19 protein-coding genes and 1 other annotated feature are annotated in these 20,381 nt (G+C 41.8%); of the genes, 13 read left to right on the top strand and 6 right to left on the bottom strand.

Annotated elements, in window-relative coordinates; genetic code table 11:
• Positions 1–30: 30 nt before the first annotated feature.
• From ACS8FA_RS20705 to ACS8FA_RS20690, 4 genes are all read left to right on the top strand, one after another.
• Entirely contained in the window at positions 31–915 is an 885-nt protein-coding gene (locus ACS8FA_RS20705; protein ID WP_439266655.1) for a glycosyltransferase, read from the top strand.
• Positions 845–1,870 carry a capsular polysaccharide synthesis protein gene (locus ACS8FA_RS20700; protein WP_439266657.1) on the top strand — a complete coding sequence of 342 codons (1,026 nt, stop codon included), beginning with the start codon at positions 845–847 and terminating at the stop codon, positions 1,868–1,870. The genes ACS8FA_RS20705 and ACS8FA_RS20700 overlap by 71 nt, the downstream gene beginning before the upstream one ends.
• A gap of 61 nt (positions 1,871–1,931) precedes the next feature.
• Positions 1,932–3,151, top strand: a protein-coding gene (locus ACS8FA_RS20695) for an IS3 family transposase (protein ID WP_439267503.1) whose coding sequence is annotated in 2 segments (ribosomal slippage) — positions 1,932–2,208 and positions 2,208–3,151 — 1,221 coding nt in all. Because the reading frame shifts where the segments join, the coding sequence is not laid out codon by codon here.
• Positions 2,207–2,323, top strand: a sequence feature (AL1L pseudoknot). It overlaps the preceding gene by 117 nt.
• Positions 3,152–3,381: 230 nt before the next feature.
• Positions 3,382–4,014 carry a YrbL family protein gene (locus ACS8FA_RS20690; RefSeq protein WP_439267099.1) on the top strand — a complete coding sequence of 211 codons (633 nt, stop codon included), beginning with the start codon at positions 3,382–3,384 and terminating at the stop codon, positions 4,012–4,014.
• 107 nt (positions 4,015–4,121) lie between these two features.
• On the opposite strand, the gene ACS8FA_RS20685 is transcribed toward ACS8FA_RS20690, so the two are convergent.
• Complete coding sequence (locus tag ACS8FA_RS20685; protein WP_439267101.1) at positions 4,122–5,051, bottom strand: branched-chain amino acid transaminase; 930 nt, start codon at positions 5,049–5,051, stop codon at positions 4,122–4,124.
• A 309-nt stretch (positions 5,052–5,360) separates the two neighbouring features.
• Positions 5,361–8,225 carry a bifunctional [glutamate--ammonia ligase]-adenylyl-L-tyrosine phosphorylase/[glutamate--ammonia-ligase] adenylyltransferase gene (glnE, locus tag ACS8FA_RS20680; RefSeq protein ID WP_439267103.1) on the bottom strand — a complete coding sequence of 955 codons (2,865 nt, stop codon included), beginning with the start codon at positions 8,223–8,225 and terminating at the stop codon, positions 5,361–5,363.
• Positions 8,226–8,615: 390 nt separating this feature from the next.
• Here glnE and tusD point away from each other — a divergent pair, with 390 nt between their 5' ends.
• The 4 genes from tusD to ACS8FA_RS20660 all read left to right on the top strand — a co-directional run bounded on the left by tusD (position 8,616) and on the right by ACS8FA_RS20660 (position 10,205).
• Positions 8,616–9,077, top strand: a complete 462-nt coding sequence (tusD, locus tag ACS8FA_RS20675; RefSeq protein ID WP_261868953.1) for a sulfurtransferase complex subunit TusD — start codon at positions 8,616–8,618, stop codon at positions 9,075–9,077.
• Positions 9,078–9,144: 67 nt separating this feature from the next.
• Positions 9,145–9,468 (top strand): hypothetical protein, encoded by a 324-nt coding sequence (locus ACS8FA_RS20670; RefSeq protein WP_101204423.1) that lies wholly within the window; start codon positions 9,145–9,147, stop codon positions 9,466–9,468.
• A gap of 54 nt (positions 9,469–9,522) precedes the next feature.
• Positions 9,523–9,852 carry a hypothetical protein gene (locus ACS8FA_RS20665; protein ID WP_439267106.1) on the top strand — a complete coding sequence of 110 codons (330 nt, stop codon included), beginning with the start codon at positions 9,523–9,525 and terminating at the stop codon, positions 9,850–9,852.
• A gap of 8 nt (positions 9,853–9,860) precedes the next feature.
• The gene (locus ACS8FA_RS20660) at positions 9,861–10,205 is read left to right on the top strand and encodes a TusE/DsrC/DsvC family sulfur relay protein (protein ID WP_238053025.1); all 345 of its coding nucleotides are present in this window, start codon (positions 9,861–9,863) and stop codon (positions 10,203–10,205) included.
• A gap of 157 nt (positions 10,206–10,362) precedes the next feature.
• On the opposite strand, the gene ACS8FA_RS20655 is transcribed toward ACS8FA_RS20660, so the two are convergent.
• On the bottom strand, positions 10,363–10,923 hold the full coding sequence (locus ACS8FA_RS20655; protein WP_439267108.1) for a tRNA (cytidine(34)-2'-O)-methyltransferase: 561 nt from the start codon (positions 10,921–10,923) through the stop codon (positions 10,363–10,365).
• Between the two features lie 256 nt (positions 10,924–11,179).
• Between ACS8FA_RS20655 and ACS8FA_RS20650 the strand changes: the two genes are divergently transcribed.
• Entirely contained in the window at positions 11,180–11,320 is a 141-nt protein-coding gene (locus tag ACS8FA_RS20650; protein WP_101204419.1) for an entericidin A/B family lipoprotein, read from the top strand.
• A 101-nt stretch (positions 11,321–11,421) separates the two neighbouring features.
• Here the strand turns inward: ACS8FA_RS20650 and hemW are convergent, their stop codons facing one another.
• Positions 11,422–12,732, bottom strand: coding sequence for a radical SAM family heme chaperone HemW (gene hemW, locus ACS8FA_RS20645; protein ID WP_439267136.1), 1,311 nt, complete (start codon positions 12,730–12,732; stop codon positions 11,422–11,424).
• A gap of 316 nt (positions 12,733–13,048) precedes the next feature.
• Here hemW and ACS8FA_RS20640 point away from each other — a divergent pair, with 316 nt between their 5' ends.
• The 4 genes from ACS8FA_RS20640 (at position 13,049) to accC (ending at position 17,437) form a co-directional block, all read left to right on the top strand.
• Positions 13,049–13,528: an EVE domain-containing protein gene (locus ACS8FA_RS20640; protein WP_439267109.1), complete on the top strand. Its 480-nt coding sequence runs from the start codon at positions 13,049–13,051 to the stop codon at positions 13,526–13,528.
• A gap of 391 nt (positions 13,529–13,919) precedes the next feature.
• On the top strand, positions 13,920–15,287 hold the full coding sequence (locus ACS8FA_RS20635; RefSeq protein WP_439267111.1) for an MATE family efflux transporter: 1,368 nt from the start codon (positions 13,920–13,922) through the stop codon (positions 15,285–15,287).
• Positions 15,288–15,527: 240 nt separating this feature from the next.
• The gene (accB, locus tag ACS8FA_RS20630) at positions 15,528–15,950 is read left to right on the top strand and encodes an acetyl-CoA carboxylase biotin carboxyl carrier protein (protein WP_101204416.1); all 423 of its coding nucleotides are present in this window, start codon (positions 15,528–15,530) and stop codon (positions 15,948–15,950) included.
• A 125-nt stretch (positions 15,951–16,075) separates the two neighbouring features.
• Positions 16,076–17,437: an acetyl-CoA carboxylase biotin carboxylase subunit gene (gene accC / locus ACS8FA_RS20625; RefSeq protein ID WP_201571460.1), complete on the top strand. Its 1,362-nt coding sequence runs from the start codon at positions 16,076–16,078 to the stop codon at positions 17,435–17,437.
• Between the two features lie 129 nt (positions 17,438–17,566).
• Here the strand turns inward: accC and ACS8FA_RS20620 are convergent, their stop codons facing one another.
• Together ACS8FA_RS20620 and leuA are read right to left on the bottom strand one after the other, a co-directional pair.
• Positions 17,567–18,199, bottom strand: coding sequence for a hypothetical protein (locus ACS8FA_RS20620; RefSeq protein WP_439267114.1), 633 nt, complete (start codon positions 18,197–18,199; stop codon positions 17,567–17,569).
• A 217-nt stretch (positions 18,200–18,416) separates the two neighbouring features.
• Positions 18,417–20,201 (bottom strand): 2-isopropylmalate synthase, encoded by a 1,785-nt coding sequence (gene leuA / locus ACS8FA_RS20615; protein ID WP_439267115.1) that lies wholly within the window; start codon positions 20,199–20,201, stop codon positions 18,417–18,419.
• Positions 20,202–20,381: the final 180 nt, after the last annotated feature.

Below are 20,381 nucleotides of genomic sequence, written 5' to 3'. Positions count from 1 at the left end.
AATAATTTTATTACGACAATCGAGTTTGCTATGCTATCAACTATTTCTACAATAGATAATCACCCTCAACCATCTGTTGCCATTCTATATATTGCAACTGGTCGATATACTGTGTTTTGGGATTACTTCTATAAATCTGCTGAAAAACATTTACTACCCGACTGTCACAAACACTATATTCTATTTACCGATGATGAGTCATTGATAGACTCACTTAATGCACTAGATAATAATGTGACAGCTCTAAAAAAAGATGCTCTTGAATGGCCATTTAGTACGTTAATGAGATTTAAATTCTTCTTAGATGCAGAGCCTTTAATTAAAAGACATGATTATGTTTTTTTCTTCAATGCTAATACGGAGTTTCTAGAAACAGTCACTAAGCAAGCTTTACTGCCGTTAAAGTCTGAGGAAAAATTAACCCTATGTATTCAGCCTCACATGTTTCATCACAACCGTAAGAAATATACCTACGATCGCAATTCGAACAGTAAAGCCTATATTCCCTACAATAAAGGTAAATACTATTTCACAGGCGCTCTAAATGGAGGTGAAAGTAATGCTTACTTAGAGTTATGTCATATTCTGTACAACAATACGCAAGCTGATTTAAAAGAGGACATTATTGCTCTTTGGCATGATGAAAGCCATCTAAATAAGTTTGCTTTAGAGCGCACAGACATTAAAATACTACCCCCGTACTTCACACGTGGTGAACGTGAGTACTGGAAAAAAACCTCTAAGTTAATGTTCTCTGATAAGTCCCATTATCGTTTTGGCGGGCACTCATATCTCAGAGGTGAGACTAATAATAAGATTACTCAAGCTGAATGGAAAAAGAATAATGGCAGACGTAAAAGAAAACTCAAAACTCGATTCAGACAATATATCGCCTCGCTTTTTTTCAGACAGTAAAGCGTATACAAAGTTAAAAAGAAAAAAGAAAAAACCCTATCGCTATCTTTATAACGTAGTCACACCTAGAAGTAAGCGCAAAACTTTTGAAAAGAAAGCTGACTTCGAACAGCAAAACCAAGTTGCAAAGTGTTGGGCACAATTCATTGAGCTATATAACCATGGCAAGTTAATGACTTTTTCATTGCAGCCAAAAAAAGAATTTAAGAACGAAAAAATCATTTGGCAATACTGGGGGCAAGGTATTACTGAAAACCACCTTCCTGAATCAGTCAAACTATATTTCAAATCAGTAGACAAACATGCTGCTGACTATAAAATCATCCGTCTAGATGACAGCAATATCTACGACTATCTAGATTTACCTGATTTTATTTGGGATAAAAAAACGTCTCCAGGTTTCAGACCAGCCTTCTTTGCTGATTTAGTGCGTCTTGCCTTGCTCGATGTTTATGGCGGTATTTGGTTAGATGCAACGATTTACCTCACTGCACCTCTACCTGCCATGCTGAAAAATAGTGGTTTCTTTATGTATCAACGTGCCGAAGATGCACGAGATAAAGAACAATGGAAAAAATTTAACAAGAGCTATTTTTCTTGGGAAAGTGACCATAAAATCAATGTGTTAAATAGCGTTATCTTTGCTCGAAAAAATGATCCGGTTATTCATACCTGTTTAGACTTAATTTTAAATTTTTGGAAAACACAAGAATATATCCCTCACTACTTTTTCTTCCAGATTTTATTTGATACGCTTATAAAAGGCGAGCTTGCAAGATATCAATGCCCTATCATTGATGATACTAAACCTCATTTATTGGTTGCGTCACTAGACAAACCTTACAATGAAACTGAATATCAAAATATTATCTCGCAAGCCAGTATACATAAAATGTCTTATGTGAAAGACATAAAGCCTAACTCGTATTATGAGTATCTATTGAAGAATACTTGATATTGAACTATTGAACCGCCCCGGGATTGTCGGAGACTCAATTTTCTGAGAGAATATGACAATGAAAACACGAAATTATACCCCTGAAATGAAAGAGAGCGCCGTCCGTATGCTGATTGCAGCTAAAGACGATTACCCATCCACCTGGTCAGCCATCAAAGCCATAGCGCCAAAGATAGGTTGCACGCCTGAGACCCTACGATCATGGCATAAAAAGCACATTGATAAAACCATTCCTGCAAACATTCAAGCTCAAAGCCAAGCGGAGCGTATCAAAGAGCTTGAACGTGAGAACAGAGAGTTAAAGCAAGCCAATGAGATTATAAAGAAAGCTGCAGCTTTTTTCGCCCAGGCGGAGCTCGACCGCAAACCCAAGTAATGGTTGATTTTATTGAAGATCATAAACAACAATATGGAGTCGAGCCAATCTGTAGAGTATTACCGATTGCTCCATCCACATACTATCGTGCTAAAGAACTAGAAGAAAATCCTGAAAAGCGTTCACAGCGTAGTCAGCATGACGATTTCTACCTTAATGAGATTAAACGTATCTGGAAGAACAGCAAATGCCGATACGGTGCTCGTAAAGTTTGGCAACAGTTGAAAGCAGAGGGTATACATCCTGCACGCTGCACTATAGAGCGGTTAATGCGTCAGCATGGTATGCAAGGTGTTTGGCGAGGTAAAGGTAAGATAACGACTAAGTCTCGTGATGATCAAAAGCGTGCTGATGATTTAGTTAATCGTAACTTTAACGCCCATCGCCCTAACCAACTATGGGTAGCTGATTTTACCTATATAAAGACATTGAGTGGTTGGGTATATACTGCTTTTATCATTGATGTGTTTGCTCGCGCTATCGTTGGTTGGAAAGTATCAGATCGTATGAACACGGATATGGTGATGGCAGCGTTAAATCAAGCCATTGCAGACAGAAATAACCCAAAAGATGTGATTCATCATAGTGATCGCGGCGTTCAGTACTTATCCATTCGCTATATTGATAAGATGGCTGATTCTGGCGTTATTGCATCTGTTGGTACAACCGGTGATTCATACGATAATGCATTGGCTGAAACGGTTAACGGGCTTTATAAAACAGAGGTGATTGAATATTTAAAACAGCAGTGGCAAGGTGTGAATGATGTTGAATTAGCAACCCTTGAATGGGTCGATTGGTTTAACAAAACTCGCATTCATAGTACGATTGGTTATGTGTCGCCTTTTGAGTTTGAGAGACGATACTATGATAGTCTTACTGAGTCAGACAAAGCTGCCTGACTCAAGCAATCCACTCTCCGATATAGTCGGGGCGGTTCATATTAATAAATTAGAGCTTAACCTCAATAATAATATTTGTTGGTTAATCATTTATTAGTACTATTTTGAGCTAACAAATAACTTCTACCAACGTTATAACTGAAAGTCTAATATGTCATGATTAAACATCATATTTTATTGTTTCGTAAATATTCAAATCTCAGATACTGCAGTATAGGAAAAACATAACCATGCTCTTGACTAAAAACCTCAAATTACTAGGCCAAGGTACTCAGAAAATTGTATTTGAGCATCCAGTATATTCAGACAAAATAATAAAAATTATGAATCCGAAACATGCTACTGCTGATGGTGCAAGGGCTAAGCAACATTATTTACGTGCACATCGCTCTCAAGGGATTTACAAACAGTTCCGTAGAGAGTTATTACAGTATTTGCAATTATGTAAAAACAGCTACGCTAAGCTTACTTATACTTTTCCTATCGAAACAGTTTACGGTATGATTGGAACAGACCAAGGGCTAGCACTAGTTACTGAAAAAATAACCTCTCCTAATGGCTCAGTTGTGTCTGTGTATGATTTAGACAAAGATAATAGCTTTGATAAAAATCATGCAGATGCTTTGGATAAATTTTTTAATGAATGCTGTAGCTTACACGTTGTATTTGGTGAAGTAAATATTGCAGGTATCATGTATACAGAACAAAGACACGGTATTCCTGAGTTTGTACTAGTCGATGGTATTGGTGATAAGCTGTTGATTCCATTTAGATCCATGAGCAAAACAATCAATAGCCGTAATGTTAGAAAAGTCGAAGCAAAAATAAAGTCTAAAATTAAATATTATAATATCGAACAGTGATATAAAAACAACGATTAATGGGCATGCTGATTTTTCTTTCAAAAAAAGAAAGCCAACACTATTTAATAGCGTTGGCTTTCTTTTTTAGCTCCTTGCTAGATATTGTATTAATCAATAAAGCTTAACCAGTCCATATATTTCTCATTACGGCCATGGACTACATCAAAGTATAAGGTTTGTAGTTTTTCAGTCAACTCACCGCGGCCACCATTACCGATGATGCGATCGTCATATTCACGAATAGGCGTCACTTCAGCAGCAGTACCTGTCATAAATATCTCGTCAGCTAAGTAAAACTCATCACGAGTGATACGGCGTTCGATGACATTGATACCTAGGTCAGCCGCGAACTGTAAGATAGTACGGCGGGTAATACCGTCCAATGCACCGCCCGCTAAATCTGGCGTATGTAGCACGCCATCTTTTACCAAGAATAAGTTCTCGCCAGCACCTTGACACACATACCCTTGCGGATCCATCAAGATAGCTTCGTCATAACCATTACGAGTGACTTCTTGGTTGGCCATGATAGACACAGGATAGTTGCTTGAAGCTTTTGCCTTACACATAGTGACATTTGGCATATGATGCGTAAATGAAGAGGTTTTTACACGGATACCATTTTTGATACCTTCCTCACCAAGATATGCACCCCAGTGCCATGCAGCAACCATAGCATTGATGCTATTGTCACGTGAAGATAAGCCAAGCTTTTCTGCACCTACCCAAATAAGCGGACGAATATAGGCTTCTGCCAAGTTGTTTTGCTTTACCACATCTTTATGTGCTTGCTCTAGAGTGGCCGCATCAAACGGTACGTCCATTTGAAAGATTTTTGCCGAACCAAGTAGACGTTCAGTGTGTTCCTTTAGGCGAAAAATAGCCGTGCGGTTATCAGCGGTTTGGTAAGCACGCACGCCTTCAAACACAGCCATGCCATAATGCAAGCTATGGGTAAGCACATGAACTTTAGCATCTGGCTGTTCGATCATTGTGCCATTCATCCAAAGCTTACCATCTTGTGTTGCCATATTCATTTTATAATCCTTATGCTAGCACTGACGTCTAACTTTTTTTAGGTAGGTTTTATTTAACAGTAGTGATCAACATCGTATGATAACACCGCAGTGCCCATTTTTATTGCTTAAAGCACAGCTTGATTATGACGAACAGCTAACAGTATTAAGATGATGTGTGACCGATTATATCACTGGCCGTATTGGCAAATGAAATCTTTTGGTTTGAGACCCTATAGTTTTTAATTACGCTTTTTAATTATCACAAGGCCTTACAGTTTAAGCGTCTCTTGGACTATCGGCAAGGCCTTAATCATACAAGTTACGATATTACTCGTCGTCTGTCTCCACACCCATAAGATGCTGCCATTGTGACTGTACTAACGCTCGCGTCTCCTGCCACAATGACTCATCAACGAGCAAAGACTGCTCTGATAGTGCCAATTGATGCGTGGCAGCACGTATTCTTAGATAGGCATCGGTCAAATCCTGACAGACTTGGTCATCCCAAATACCAAGCAAGGCAACTTCTGCAAAAATTCGCACATTATCGCTCCATTTGGTCAAACTCGGATATTCATGCGAGTAGGCCAATACGGCAAACTGTGCTAAGAACTCAATGTCTACAATACCGCCTGCATCTTGCTTAAGATGAAATTTGCCCGCTTCCTGCTGCCATTGGCTCGTGCCTAGATGCTTTTGCATTTTGATACGCATGCTAGTAACTTCACTACGTACTTGATCCAGTGTCCGTGGCAACGACAAGACATCGCGGCGAATATCACAGAAGCGTGCAGTGACTCGTCTGTCTCCACAAATCGCACGAGCACGTACCAACGCTTGATGCTCCCATGACCATGCTTTATCCATTTGATAGGTTTCAAACGCATGACAAGACACTACCATCATGCCAGCATTTCCTGAGGGTCGCAGACGCATATCAATCTCATAGGCACGGCCATCACGTGTTTGAGTATTGAGATAATTCATCAGTTTTTGTACAAGACGCGCGGCAAACTTCATACCACTGACTGATTTTTCACCAGTGGTCATGCCTTGCTCTTTTATCTTGTGTAAGAATACCAAGTCCAAATCTGAAGAATACGATAGCTCTAAGCCACCAAGCTTGCCATAACCGATAATTGCAAAGCCGCAGTCCGCTTCAGTGACTGGGTCGCCATCTTGGCCAATAGGATACCCATAACGATTAACAATCTCTGCAAAAGCGCGCTCTAATGCTGCTTCTAGTACGACTTCAGCGATATAAGTCAATGAATCCGATACTTTCATAATCGGGCGTTCAGCCAATACATCACTAGCAGCAACCGCCAACACCTGATTCTTTTTGAACAGACGTAGGACGCTTAACAGCTCTTCCTCATCGTTAGGCTCGACGCGTAGCAACTGTTGGCGCAAGATATCACGCAGCTCACGTTTATCTGGCAGATGGCGATAACGCTGCTGCAAAAATGTGTCTAATAATACAGGATACTGAGCCAACTCTTTTGCGATCCACGGGCTGGCAGATAGCATTGGAATCAGCTCAATCGTTGCATTGGGGTTTTCAGCAATCATGACCAAGTAAATAGAACGGCGACAAATCGCTTCAAGCAGTGAGATCAATCTCGGTAAAGCAGTATTGGCAAGTTGCTGCTGCTCTTGATGCGCTAACAATGCATGGACAATGACAGGATACGCATCGTCTAAGCGCTCTCTGGCCTCATCACTTAAGTTAGCTACCATTTTTGATTGCCAAAAGCTCTGTAATAACTCGCGATTTTCTTCTGTTAGCACTTCATTTAAACGGGCAATTTGCTCATCTAAGTGCTCTGGTTCTAGGTCGGTATCTTCGTTGTCAGGTACTTGGCGCTCAGTGACCATACGCTCAAACGGCACATTGACACTCTCGCGATGACGATTAAGCTGATCTAATAAGGCATGCCAGTTTTCAAAATTCAGCGTCACTGCTAGATTATGCTGCCACTGCTCATCGTGTGGTAAGCGCTGGGTCTGTTGGTCATTAATCGCTTGAATAGCATGCTCAAGCCGGCGTAAGAACCGATACGCTGCCTGTAGCTGCTCGTAAGTTGAATGCTCCAGGTAGCCAAGCTCAGACAATACTTGCATCGCTTGCAAGCAAGGTTTGATTTGCAGCTGTGGATGCCGGCCACCATAGATAAGCTGAAAGGCCTGTACGATAAACTCAATATCTCTAATGCCGCCCGCGCCAAGCTTGATATTATCCAAGTCTTCACGCTGTGCAACTTGGTTTTGAATAAGAGACTTCATCTCTCTCAATGCCGAAAATGCACTGTAGTCCACGTAATAACGAAAGACAAATGGCTTAATCAGGAATTGTATCTCTTCATAGAATGGCTGGTCTATTTGTCCGACCACGCGTGCTTTTAACCAAGCAAAACGCTCCCATGCACGCCCATGCATCGTAAAGTACTTTTGTAATGCGGATAGATGAATGGCCAAATCACTTCCATCACCCCATGGACGTAAGCGCATATCTACTCGAAAGACAAAACCGTCAGCGGTCTTGTTATCAAGCAGTTTAATAATGCCTTGGCCCAATCTGGTCATAAAGCGTTTGTTATCTATGCTACGTGTGCCTTTTGCTTTATTGCCATTGGTCTCGCCGCGCGCTTGATGTATAAAGATTAGATCAATATCACTTGATAAATTCAGCTCTTGCGCACCAAGTTTACCCATGGCCATGATTGCCATATCATCAATCTGTACATTGCCTTGTTCATTGATAAAGGTCGGCTCGCCATATCTAGAAACCAAGTGCTGATAGGTATAATCTTTAGCAAAAGAGATACAGCCATCTGCAAATTCAGACAACTCATCGGTCAGCTGCTCCAGACTGATCGTCTGCAAAGCATCTTGCCAAATCCAACGCATCATCAGTAGCGTGCGCAAGTGACGCAAACCACTCATGACCTTGGTTTCGTCAGCGAGTTGATAGTTCTCATCTAACGTATAATCTTGTATCAGATCATCGATTTGCTGGCGGGTCAACGTACTATTCAATGGATAGCTACGCAAAAACGTCTGACATGAAACGGTCCGACTTTCCCAAATCTGATAAGCAAATTCGCTCGCTGTCTGCAGGACTTGCAGTTGTTCTACGGTAGGCTGATAATCTGTACCATTGTTCACACGTGGGGGCATAGCAGGTAACATAGTGACAAAAACTCCTTACATAGAATGGTAAGACTACGTGAACCTAGCTCATAAGTTTATTGTTTTTTCTTACGAGGCAGTCACAGCATCAAATAATAATACTCAATGTGCTTACACTTGAGATAAAACCACGTTAAATAACAGTGACTCTACTTGGTTTGCGGCGCTTTATGTTAGCATAAACATCTTTGATAGAGACGACGCGCCGCTATTTGATGTGACAGTATGATCCGCTGCATGTCTCATTATCAGTATAAATTCTGTTTTCTGTCACGCAAATTTGCACACAAGCACTATAATAATAACGACCAAATGACTTTATACAAAGCATTTATAGCAACTCGGCCATAATTTTTAAACTCTTATTTATAATATGTGATACTGCGCCTTATGACGACCACTACCCCGTTACTACTGATTACTGCTGACCCTAGTCACCCATTGGCACACTTGGCGTTACGCTATGCACGCGCTTACCTGAATCGCGCAGCGAATAGTCATGATGTTGATAACACTGACACTAATAGTACAGGCAGCAGCGATAATACTACCTCTGAACAACCCCTGCTCAACGTCTTCTTTTATGGCGACTCGGCTCATATAGCCAATCGATTGCGTTGGCAGTCAGCCGATCAATTAGACTTGACCAAAGAATGGCAGTCTTTGGCTGAGCAGTATCAATTACCCCTGCCTGTCTGTGTCAGTACAGCCCTTAGCCGCGGCGTGAGTGATGTAGACAACAGCTCACGCCATCAGCTTGACGGTGCCAATCTTGCGACAGGGTTTACATTAGTGGGACTCAGTGAACTTGCGATGATGATGCAGGATAACTGTCGTTTGATACAGTTTTGATAGCATGTCGTTTGATAGTTTGTCTATTGAGATCACTGGTAGCGGTAACTATTTTTAGGAATACATAATGAGATTATTAATTCAGCTGCATACGCCTACTGAAGCAGCAAGCTACGAAGGCTGTGCGCTTGCGCTAACTTTAGCGACATTTGGTCATGAGGTGCAACTGTTCTTAGATGCGCCAGTCTTTGGCTTGTTGATGCAATCTGACTCGCGGCTGCATGGCATGATTCAGTCACTTGAGCTTTACGATATGCCTGCAGCTTGGCTACCTGATGATGTCTTTAGTGGCTGGGTCACTGGTATGTTGCCGACAGATCTGGCATCACAGCTCACACTCGTGCCAGAGGTCATTAACTCGCAAGACTTTGAGCAGATACTTACCTTTTAAATCGCTGTATAACTTAGATTTATAAAATAATAAAGCACGTAATCGGACACTTTTATGGCAACTTTATATCAATTGCATAGCACGATGGCTACCCTTAGACGCAGTACTGAAGAGATGTCTCACACTTGGCGCACAGGTGATAGTATCCTTCTGCTTGGCGCCACCCCTGCTTTTATCGACTGGCTCAATGCTTATTTAAATGATAGCGATATAGATGATATTTCTGGTATTTACGCATTAGCAGATGACATCGCCCAGCTCACAACAAATACAACTGGCAAACTTAATTTAGAGACTAAGTTGACTGCTATTTTAACCGACGCAGAATGGGTGAATCTGACTCAGAGCAGTCAGTTTGACAAAGTGGTGACGATTGCCTTATGAGTAATGACATGACCACTCACAACGCTGCATTATCAGCGGCTGATATCGAATTAGATCAAGACGGCCATCTATGTGACCATACGATTTGGACACCTGCTATCGCGCAGCAATTGGCAGACACGTTAGAGGTTAATCTGAGCGATGAGCATTTAGAAGTTTTGCAACAAGTGCGCGCGTTTTTTGACAAATTTAATCACGCGCCAGCAACCCGTCCACTAATTAAATGGCTACAAAAGACTTTGCCAGAACTTGATATTAGCAATCAAAAGCTACAGCAATTGTTTAATACAGGTTTGGTTGCGCGTCATGTCAATCGCTTGGCAGGATTACCCAAACCACCAAACTGTTTATAAGTACTTTATAAGTGCTTTATAAGTGCTTTATAAACGATAAGATATGCTCGATGTCGCACTAGAAAATTATCATATGTGCATGAGCAGTATCTAATACTTCACTGCTCATTGAGTACGCAAATATTTCTAAGTCTATAGCTATTGTTTAAACACATAGCTATTTTGGGTCATAGACTGTCAATGTCTCATAACCAACGCTACGACCTTCATCGCCTGTAAACCCTTGCTGTCGCCATATCTCGTACAAACAAATGGCTACGCTATTTGATAAGTTCAAACTACGCGAGTCAGCTAGCATGGGCAGTCTTAGCCAGTTATCAGCACCGATATCTTCACGTATATCGTCTGCCAGACCTGCTGTCTCAGAACCGAAAACCAGCGCAATATTAGGCATAGCAGAATTATCAGATGCGTCAGAGTCCGAGTTTTTACCAAAGTCATAATCGTAAAACGGTTTGCTAAGCTTGGTTGTCAATGCCGTAACGACATGGCAGTCAGCAGCTTGTAGTGCTTGCCTTGCAGCTATCCAATCATCATGCACCTGTAAATGAGCATATTCATGATAATCCAGACCTGCGCGGCGTAGCTTTTTGTCATCAAGCTCAAACCCTAATGGTCTAACTAAATGTAGCTGTGCCCCGCTATTGGCACACAGTCGAATAATATTGCCAGTGTTACTCGGCATTTTTGGTGCTACTAGCACAATATGGATGGTCATTCTTACTCCAAAAATATTCAGCACTCTATTATTTAAGTTTATGGACGGTAGGTAATTGAAAGTTACAGTTTACTGCCAATAATTACATTTTGATACTGTGCAGCGTTTTTAACTTTCATTATGATGTCTGTAATGGATAACGCGATAGCATTTATGTATGACTGTCTCATCCAATACCTCTTCAGTGAAGCTTGAGCACACGCTTAGCGTCACTGTTGTTACTTATAACCACTCATTTATTTTTGGGGATACTATTATGAAAAAAGTAATCATCGCATCTTTAACTGCTATGTTCGTTCTAACTGGTTGCAACACGTTTAAAGGCCTTGGCCAAGACGTATCAAGCGCTGGAAATGCTGTAACTGGCGGCGCACAAGACGTACAAGATAAAATCTAAGGTTTGATTTTTTTAGATTTTATAAAGGGCTTATCATTTATTTGATAAGCCTTTTTTATGTTAGTACCTCGCTGCTATTAAACAATCATCTAAGTGCCGTTTTATAAAAAAGCGCGTAATATTTGATTGAGATAACGCTGACCTAATACAGTCGGTTGCAACTGCGTATCACTATCTACCAATAACCCTTGTGCAACTAGACTGTTTACTTGTTTAATAACACTATTGAGCGCTAATCCAGTTCTCTTTTCAAACATCGACCAAGCAACGCCGCCGTGTAGGCGCAGCGCATTTAACATAAACTCGCTCACCAACTCTTCTTGATCAATCGCTTGCCAGCCAACCATTTTTGGTGTTATTTGGTTTATGTCAGATTCCTTTGTGGCATCTGAACTCACCACTACATAATCTTTTGGCAAACGTGATTTGCTAAAACGATAGATGCCTGGCGTTACTAACAAGTCATCTTCCATTTTATTTCTTAGTTCTAAAGAGCCATTATCGATACTGTCATTACGACTGATCGTCACTTTACCATGTGCTCCTGCGCCGATTGCTAAATAGTCGCCAAACTGCCAATAGTTGATATTATGACGACATGGTTTGTCTGACTCACCTGCCCACGCAGATACCTCATAGTTGTTATAGCCTAATTGCTGCAATAACGACTGACCTGCTTGTTCTATATCTGCCAAATTGTCTTCATCGGGTAAAATAGGCTGGCTACGGTAAAACACGGTATTTGGTTCAATAGTCAGTTGATACCAAGAGATATGCGTTGCGCCAGCATCATGCGCCATTTGGATATCTTCTAGCGCTTCATTCATGGTTTGCTGCGGTAGACCGTGCATCAGGTCGACATTAACCCGTACAAATCCAGCCGCTTTGGCAGCTCGAATTGCTGATAACGCTTGCACAGGATCGTGGATACGCCCCAGTACCTTTAGCTTATCGGCGGCAAAGCTCTGTACGCCGATAGACAGACGATTGATACCGACCTCTAAATACTGAGAAAATGGTGCATACTCAAGCGTGCCAGGGTTCGCCTCCATCGTGACTTCGATGTCTTCTGCAAATTCAAAACATGACCGTAACCCAGTAAACAATCGCTGATACTGAGAAATGGGTAGCAAAGACGGCGTACCACCACCGATAAATATCGAACCAATTTTTCGGCCCTGAGTTAAAGGTTGCTGCATCGCGGCATCTAACAGTAACGCATCGACATAATCTTCATACATGGATAGTTCGCTGTCCATCGATAGCTCATGCGAATTAAAATCGCAATAAGGACACTTCTTCACACACCACGGGATGTGAATGTAAAGAGACAATGGAATGTCGGTCACGTCTACCGCGATAGTATCCGTCGTTGGTTCAGTAAGACTTAACGTATTCAGGTCATTTGGCATACTGTCTGTATTCACTTTGGGCATAAATAAACTTATTTTGTAGTGAGCAATAATGATCGATATCAAAAGTAACGCTAGGATAGCGACTAGATGAGATAAAGAAAAGCCTATCTATCATAAAACTATTAACAAAAACACGTATAAACGCCCTATTCACCATCGCAACTTATGGGCAATATATAGAGAATATGTTAAAAACAGCTTCTACTAAGAACAGAAACTATTAAAAACGGGTTTGAAAATGAGTTAAGAGAAACTAACTCTGATAATTTTAAGAACAAATTGAAAAATAAATAAAAAATCGAAGGATAGGTATATGGCGTATTGGTTAATGAAATCTAACCCTAAATTTTTTGGTATCGAAGATTTGCAGCGCCTGGGCACCGACGGTTGGGACGGCGTTCGCAACTATCGTGCACGTAATTTTATGCGTGATGATATGAAAGTTGGTGACAAAGTGTTCTTTTATCACTCTAGCGCCAAGCCGTCTGGAGTCGCTGGTATTATGACAGTGACTACAGCAGGGTATCCTGATCCTACTCAATTTCACCCTGAGCATCGTCATTATGATCCTATTGCGACTGAAGATGCACCTCGCTGGTATATGGTCGATCTCACCTTTGAGCAAGCTTTTACAGAGGTATTACCATTATCAGAGCTAAAATTTTTGCCAACTTTGGAAGATTCGTTATTACTAAGGAAAGGATGTCAGCAATTAACAGTGATTCCATTAGAGCCCAAACATTGGCGAGCAATTATGGACATGGCGGAGACACTTGAGTTGTTGCCGGAGTAAACTCATTGAGTTGGCTATTGCTATTGGCTATTGGCTGTTATCCATTAACTATGAAATAGAGTACAAAAAACCTAAGATTAATACCTGTATAGCGGCGCTAAAGCGTTGACATCATAGTGTGGCTTCTTTACCATCTTACTATGTATATGACCTGTCAATCCACTACTTGGATCGACGGGTTATTTTTATTTTAGTGTCTTTATTTTTATTTTCATACTCTGCCTATCTACTTATGCAACATTATAAGCTTGCTCATATTATTTATCGGAGTATTATCGTCGGCACTACGCTCTCCTTGCTGCGTCAATCTTAATCGATTGATAGCAATGTTTGTTTATTAATAATAACTACCTTAATAACAATTACCGCAAAGAATAAAAAGTTGCTTACCATGGTTTTTCCATTGTCTTTCAAAGATTTTAAAAGCTACAGCTTACGTTTAGGCATACTTGCCCTCCCTATCTTAATTACTCAGTTTTGCCAAGCCGCACTTGGCGTGGTTGATGCCATCATGGCAGGTCAAGTTTCGGCGCTTGATTTGGCGGCGGTAGCCGTTGGGTCTGGTATTTGGCTACCGCTGTTTTTATTGGCCACAGGTGTGCTTATCGCAACCACGCCTCTGATTGGTGAAGCAATTGGTCAAGACCAGCACGGCCAAGTACCGCATATCACGCAGCAATCTCTATGGACCGCAGGTGTTATTGGCATTATCGGTTTTATCATTGTTAATTTAGCTCCCAATGTTCTTGGCATTATGGGTGTCCCAGAAAACATTCAGCCGATAGCGACGCAATATTTACATGGCGTGTCCTTTGGTTTCCCAGCGCTCGCTGTATATGCCGTACTACGCAGTTATTGCGAGGCATTGGGTCGTCCTGAGCCTGTGACAGTCATTAGTATCATTGGCCTGCTTGCAGATATTCCTTTGAACTATATTTTTATTCATGGGTTATTTGGCATGCCAGAAATGGGCGGTGCAGGCTGCGGGGTGGCGACAGCATTGGTGTTATGGATAAATGTCCTATTATTGGCGGCCTATACTAGCTTCACAAACCGTCGCGAATTTGTGAGCACGCGATTCTTTTATGGCTTCTCTAGCCCTAATCGTACACAGATTAAAAAACTGTTGAAACTTGGTATTCCTATTGGTATCTCTATCTTCTTTGAAGCCAGTTTATTTAGCTTAGGCGCACTCGTTATCAGTCCATTGGGTGAGCTAGCAACAGCATCGCATCAAGTGGCGCTGTCAGTGACCTCACAGCTATTTATGATACCGATATCTGTCGCCATGGCGCTCACTATCATGGTCTCCAATCGATTTGGTCAAAAAAACCTATTGGCACTGCGCCAAGTGCAAGCTACTGGACTGGTATGGACCGTATTGATCGCTTTGACCTGTATGCTTGGAATATGGCTATTCAGACCAGAACTGGCAGCAGCATTCACGGATAACCCAGAGGTTAGAGCTCAGTCTATGCATTTGCTTATCTTTGCACTTGCTTATCAGTTGTTTGATGGCTGGCAGGTTAACGTCGCTGGTATATTGCGCGGTATGCAAGATACCACCATACCGATGTGGGTAACGCTCTTCTGCTATTGGTTAGTGGCCCTACCACTTGGCGTCTATCTGGTGCGTTTCACTGACGTTGGCGCACAAGGATTTTGGATGGCGTTGATTACAGGTTTGTTCTTATCATCTATTTTACTTACTTTGCGTCTACGCTATCAGCAAAAACGCTTAACTATACTATGGGGTTGAGCCAATTGCTGATGGATTGCATTTTATAATCATTGTTAGCGTTATTTGATCATACAGACTATGAAAAATCGTAGATATTTTCTTACTAAAAAGATGGCTTACGTCAAAATATGTAAAAATTCTCAGTTAACAACTGTACATTGATTGCTCATTGCCCTGGATCTAGGTATCATTAGCAATTAATTAGACAATATTTAGTTACACTATTTCTCGAATTTAGTACAAGGCCAGATAAAAACTATGGATATTGAAAAAATACGCACCCTCATCGCCCTTATGGAAGAAAGTGAACTGGTTAATTTAGAAATCAGTTCTGACGACGAGCATATTAGCTTAACTCGTCACTATGACGCGCCTGCGCCAACTATGATGGCTGCGAGCGCTGCTCCTGCTGCCGCTGTTGAAGGCAAACCTGCAGAAAAAGCGGGTAGCGTTGAGTCTTCACCAATGGTTGGTGTTTTCTATTCAGCACCAAGCCCTAATGACCCACCATTTGTGAAAGTCGGTCAAAAGGTTCAGGCAGGTGATACTTTAGGTATTATCGAAGCCATGAAAATCATGAACCCGCTTGAAGCGACTCAAAGTGGTATTGTTGACGAAATCTTGGTAGATAACTCTGAAGTCGTACAGTTCGGTCAACCTGTCATACGCTATAAAGCGTAACGATATTTGCCATACTTTATTTCATTATGGCTGACTTTTGGTATATATACCGCGTCAATGCTAAATAACATGATGCTATGTATCGAAACTCAGTCAATGACTGACGCTTCGACAAGGATGAACCCATGATAAAAAAATTGCTCATTGCCAACAGAGGTGAAATTGCCCTGCGCATCGTCCGCGCCTGTAAAGCGCTAGGTATCGAAACGGTAGGTGTCTACTCTACTGCTGATGCCAACTTGATGCACTTGCGCTTTGTTGATGAGGCAATTTGTATTGGCAAGCCTAATGCTAACCAAAGCTACCTTGATATCAATACCATCTTAACTGCTGCTGAAATCACTGGTGCAGATGCTATCCATCCCGGTTACGGCTTTTTGTCTGAGAATGCTGAATTTGCTGAACAAGTAGAAGAAGCAGGATTGACCTTCGTTGGTCCTAATGCTGATCATATTCGCCTTATGGGCAACAAAGTTTCTGCCATCAACGCTATGAAAAAAGCGGGCGTACCAACTGTACCTGGTTCAGTTGGCGCTGTGACTCTGCATAATGCTGAAGAGCAAGCCCGCAATATCGGCTTCCCACTATTGATTAAAGCGGCTTCTGGCGGCGGTGGACGCGGTATGCGTGTGGTTGAACGCTTTGATGAACTAATTGGTCAGGTACAAGCGGCCAAGCAAGAAGCTGAGCTCTGGTTCGGTGACGACACTGTCTATATGGAGCGCTATCTACAGAACCCGCGCCACGTAGAAGTACAGGTGTTGGGTGACGGTAATGGTAATGCTATCCATCTATATGATCGTGATTGCTCATTGCAGCGTCGCCATCAAAAAGTACTAGAAGAAGCACCTGCGCCTGACATCCCAGATGATGTACGTGAGCCAATCTTAAAGGCGTGTGTAAAAGCTTGCGAGCTTGTTAAGTATCGCGGTGCCGGCACATTTGAGTTCTTGTTTGAAAATAACGAATTTTTCTTTATTGAAATGAACACTCGTGTACAGGTTGAGCATCCAGTGACTGAGATGATTACTGGTATTGATGTTGTTGTCGAACAGCTCAAAATTGCTGCCGGTTACGGCCTGTCTTATCGTCAGAGTGAGATTGAGATTCAGGGTCATGCGATCGAATGTCGTATCAATGCCGAAGATGCAGCGACTTTCGTACCTTGCCCAGGTACTATCAGTCAATTGTTCACGCCAAGTGGTTCTGGTATCCGTTTTGACTCTCATCTATACCCTGGCTATGAGATACCGACCTATTACGATTCATTGATTGGTAAGCTTATATGTCACGGTCAAACTCGTCAGCAAGCTATTGCTAAGACAGTACATGCTCTTGATGAGCTGATTATCGAAGGTATCAAAACCAACATACCTTTGCATCGTGATGTAATTTTGGCGGATGATAACTTCACTCGTGAAGCGCAAAACATTCATTATCTCGAAAGAGAGCTGCTGACTGCGAATAAAGCTAAAAAAGACTTGTAGGCTAAAATACTTATAGAGTTCGCTAAGTTTAATTAAAACAGCACATAAAAAAACCGCTATCAATATAGCGGTTTTTTTATGTCATCAATAAGCTATCAATTATACGTAAAGTACAAAGAGCATATCTGATTACGGTAACACTCTATTGAAGTTCATAAAGCATTCGTTACCATCAGGGTCAGCGCACCATTGCATCTGATTGCCATCATGATTGATAAATGCAATCAACGCTTCATCAGTCTGGTCGATCTGATTGCCTGAACAATCTACTTCATTATTATCATAAACAGTCTTGATCGCAATCACTGGCAGCCCTTCTTCACGGTGGGTGACTAGATAGCGGCCGTATGTCCACTCTTTGCCACTGACAGACCACATCTCATTATCCGCACTAAAGTTATATAGCTCGCGGCACTGGTTAGACTTACCAACTGATGCAAGTAAGTTCTTACTAGTAGTTGGTTTAATGTTTAGAACCCGCTCTTCACTTTGAGTCAGTACGCCGCCATCCATGCCCGTCATCACCTTAGGCTCTACACTGCTAGGCTGTTGCGCAGTATTTGCCGACTGGTTAGCTTCGGCTTCCTTGGTCATCATAGCCTGAGTAGAATGAGCGCTACTATCCAAATCTATTTCCCACTGTCCGGCAATGGCTGGACTAATATGAGTGGTGATGGTCGGCTTGGTAATAGCCTCACCGTTCGCAGGCAACGAAGCCAAAATAGATGCCAGTGTGAATGAAGCAAATGAGATAGGTTCCATAATTAACCTTTTATTTATAATATTTTAATATACACATTAGCGTAAGTCTTAGACACCAAAAACACAAGTAACATTATGCTATTGCTCATAAATATATAGTTGAAATGGCGCAGGTATTTATGGCAAAAAATAACGCCATCGCTTTACTTGCTAGAGACAAGGAGCGATGGCGTTATTAGCATACAGAATTTTGCGTGATATCAATGACTACTTAACACTAAGCAGCTTCTGTATTTAGCGTTTGAGCAAAAGCTGATAACGCCCCTTTTAGCATGGCTGACACCGTACTGCTGCAAGTACCGATGCCTGAATACACTTCACCATCAACATTTAACTGAATGTAAGCAGCAGCGTTAGCATTGGTTTTGTTATCACTATTGGTATCATCATCGATACCATTACCACTGTTATGATGCGGGTTAATCGCGTGCTCTGCATAGTTAATAATGTGTAGTGATTTGCCCGTATGCTGTGCAAGTCCGTCAATAAACGATGATAATGGACCGTTACCTGTGCCATCAATATTAATGGTATCGCTATTCATCTGCACCTGACCACTAAAGTAAACCGCGCCGCCTTTATTGTTGACGCTATAGTCTAGTAGTTCAAACTTGCCCTGCTGCAAGTAAGTATCTTCAAAGGTCTGCAAGATTTCATCATTCTGCAATTCTCTTGCAGCTGCTTCAGCTTGCTTTTGTACCACACGGCTAAAGTCAATCTGCATCCAACGTGGTAAGTTGAAACCGTAGTTACGCTGCAAGATATATGCGACGCCACCTTTGCCCGACTGGCTATTGATACGTACTACATCTTGGTAGCTACGCCCAATATGTGCAGGATCAATGGGTAGATAAGCCACGTCCCAGACATTGTCTGTTTCGCTCTGATTGCTTTCATTGTAATCGAGAGATTTTTTGATAGCATCTTGATGTGAGCCACTAAAGGCCGTAAAGACCAACTCGCCTACATAAGGATGACGTGGGTGCAATGGTAAATTATTGCATTCGCTCACAACCTGTACGATTTCACTCATGTTGCTAAAATCAAGCTCAGGATCAATACCTTGGCTAAATAAGTTCATGGCCATGACCATGATGTCCATGTTACCTGTACGCTCACCATTACCAAGCAATGTGCCTTCGATACGATCCGCACCTGCAAGTACGCCCAATTCAGCTGCTGCTACCGCACAGCCACGGTCATTATGAGTATGCAAGCTCACAATCACATGCTCACGCTGCGCTAGATTGCGGCAGAAGTACTCTACTTGATCAGCAAAGACATTGGGCATAGAGGCTTCAACCGTCGCTGGCAAGTTAAAAATAACTTCCTGACCCTGCTGTGGTTGCCACACGTCACATACTGCATCGCAAACCTCTACGGCATATTCAGTTTCTGTCTGGCTAAAGCTCTCGGGCGAGTACTGAAATACCCAATCTGTCTCAGGATACTTTGCTGCATATTCTTGTAATAGCTTGGCGCCTGCAATAGCAATTTCTTTGATTTCGGCTTTATCTTTGCCATAGACTTTTTCGCGTTGTACACGGCTGGTTGAGTTATAGACATGGACAACCGCACGTTTAGCACCTTTTAATGATTCAAAAGTACGGGCAATCAAATGCTCGCGCGCTTGTACCAATACTTGTAGCGTTACATCTTCAGGTACGTGGTTTTCTTCGATAAGCTTACGAGCAAAGTCAAATTCTACCTGCGCCGCTGATGGAAAACCAATCTCAATCTCTTTAAAACCAACATCTACTAAAGTCTTAAAGAAGCGCATTTTTTGTTCAATGGTCATCGGATCAATCAGTGCTTGGTTACCATCACGCAGATCCACACTTGCCCATATCGGTGACTTCTCAATCGTTTTACTTGGCCAAGTACGATCTGGCAGCGATGGCGCAAATGCAAATGGACGGTATTTACGGAAGTCAAAAGCAGCACTTTTTGGTGTGATCTTTGCAGTCCCTGTGGCTGCAGTGTGCGTGGCTTGGTCAGACATAATCAATCCTTAGATGACTTGGTTGTTTATATATTTAGCTAGGCGATTAACTGTTGATTAAATCAGTATTTATCATACGAGATAACTAGTGTTCATACCATAATAATATCAAAGTTTAACGGAGAGAAACCTGCTTTCTTTTACTTTATTTTCTGTTATTTTAGTGGAAAAACACAATTT

The sequence above is a fragment of the Psychrobacter sp. 1Y1 genome (assembly GCF_051847395.2).
GTDB lineage: Bacteria > Pseudomonadota > Gammaproteobacteria > Pseudomonadales > Moraxellaceae > Psychrobacter.
This window is presented reverse-complemented; position numbering and strand designations above follow the sequence as displayed.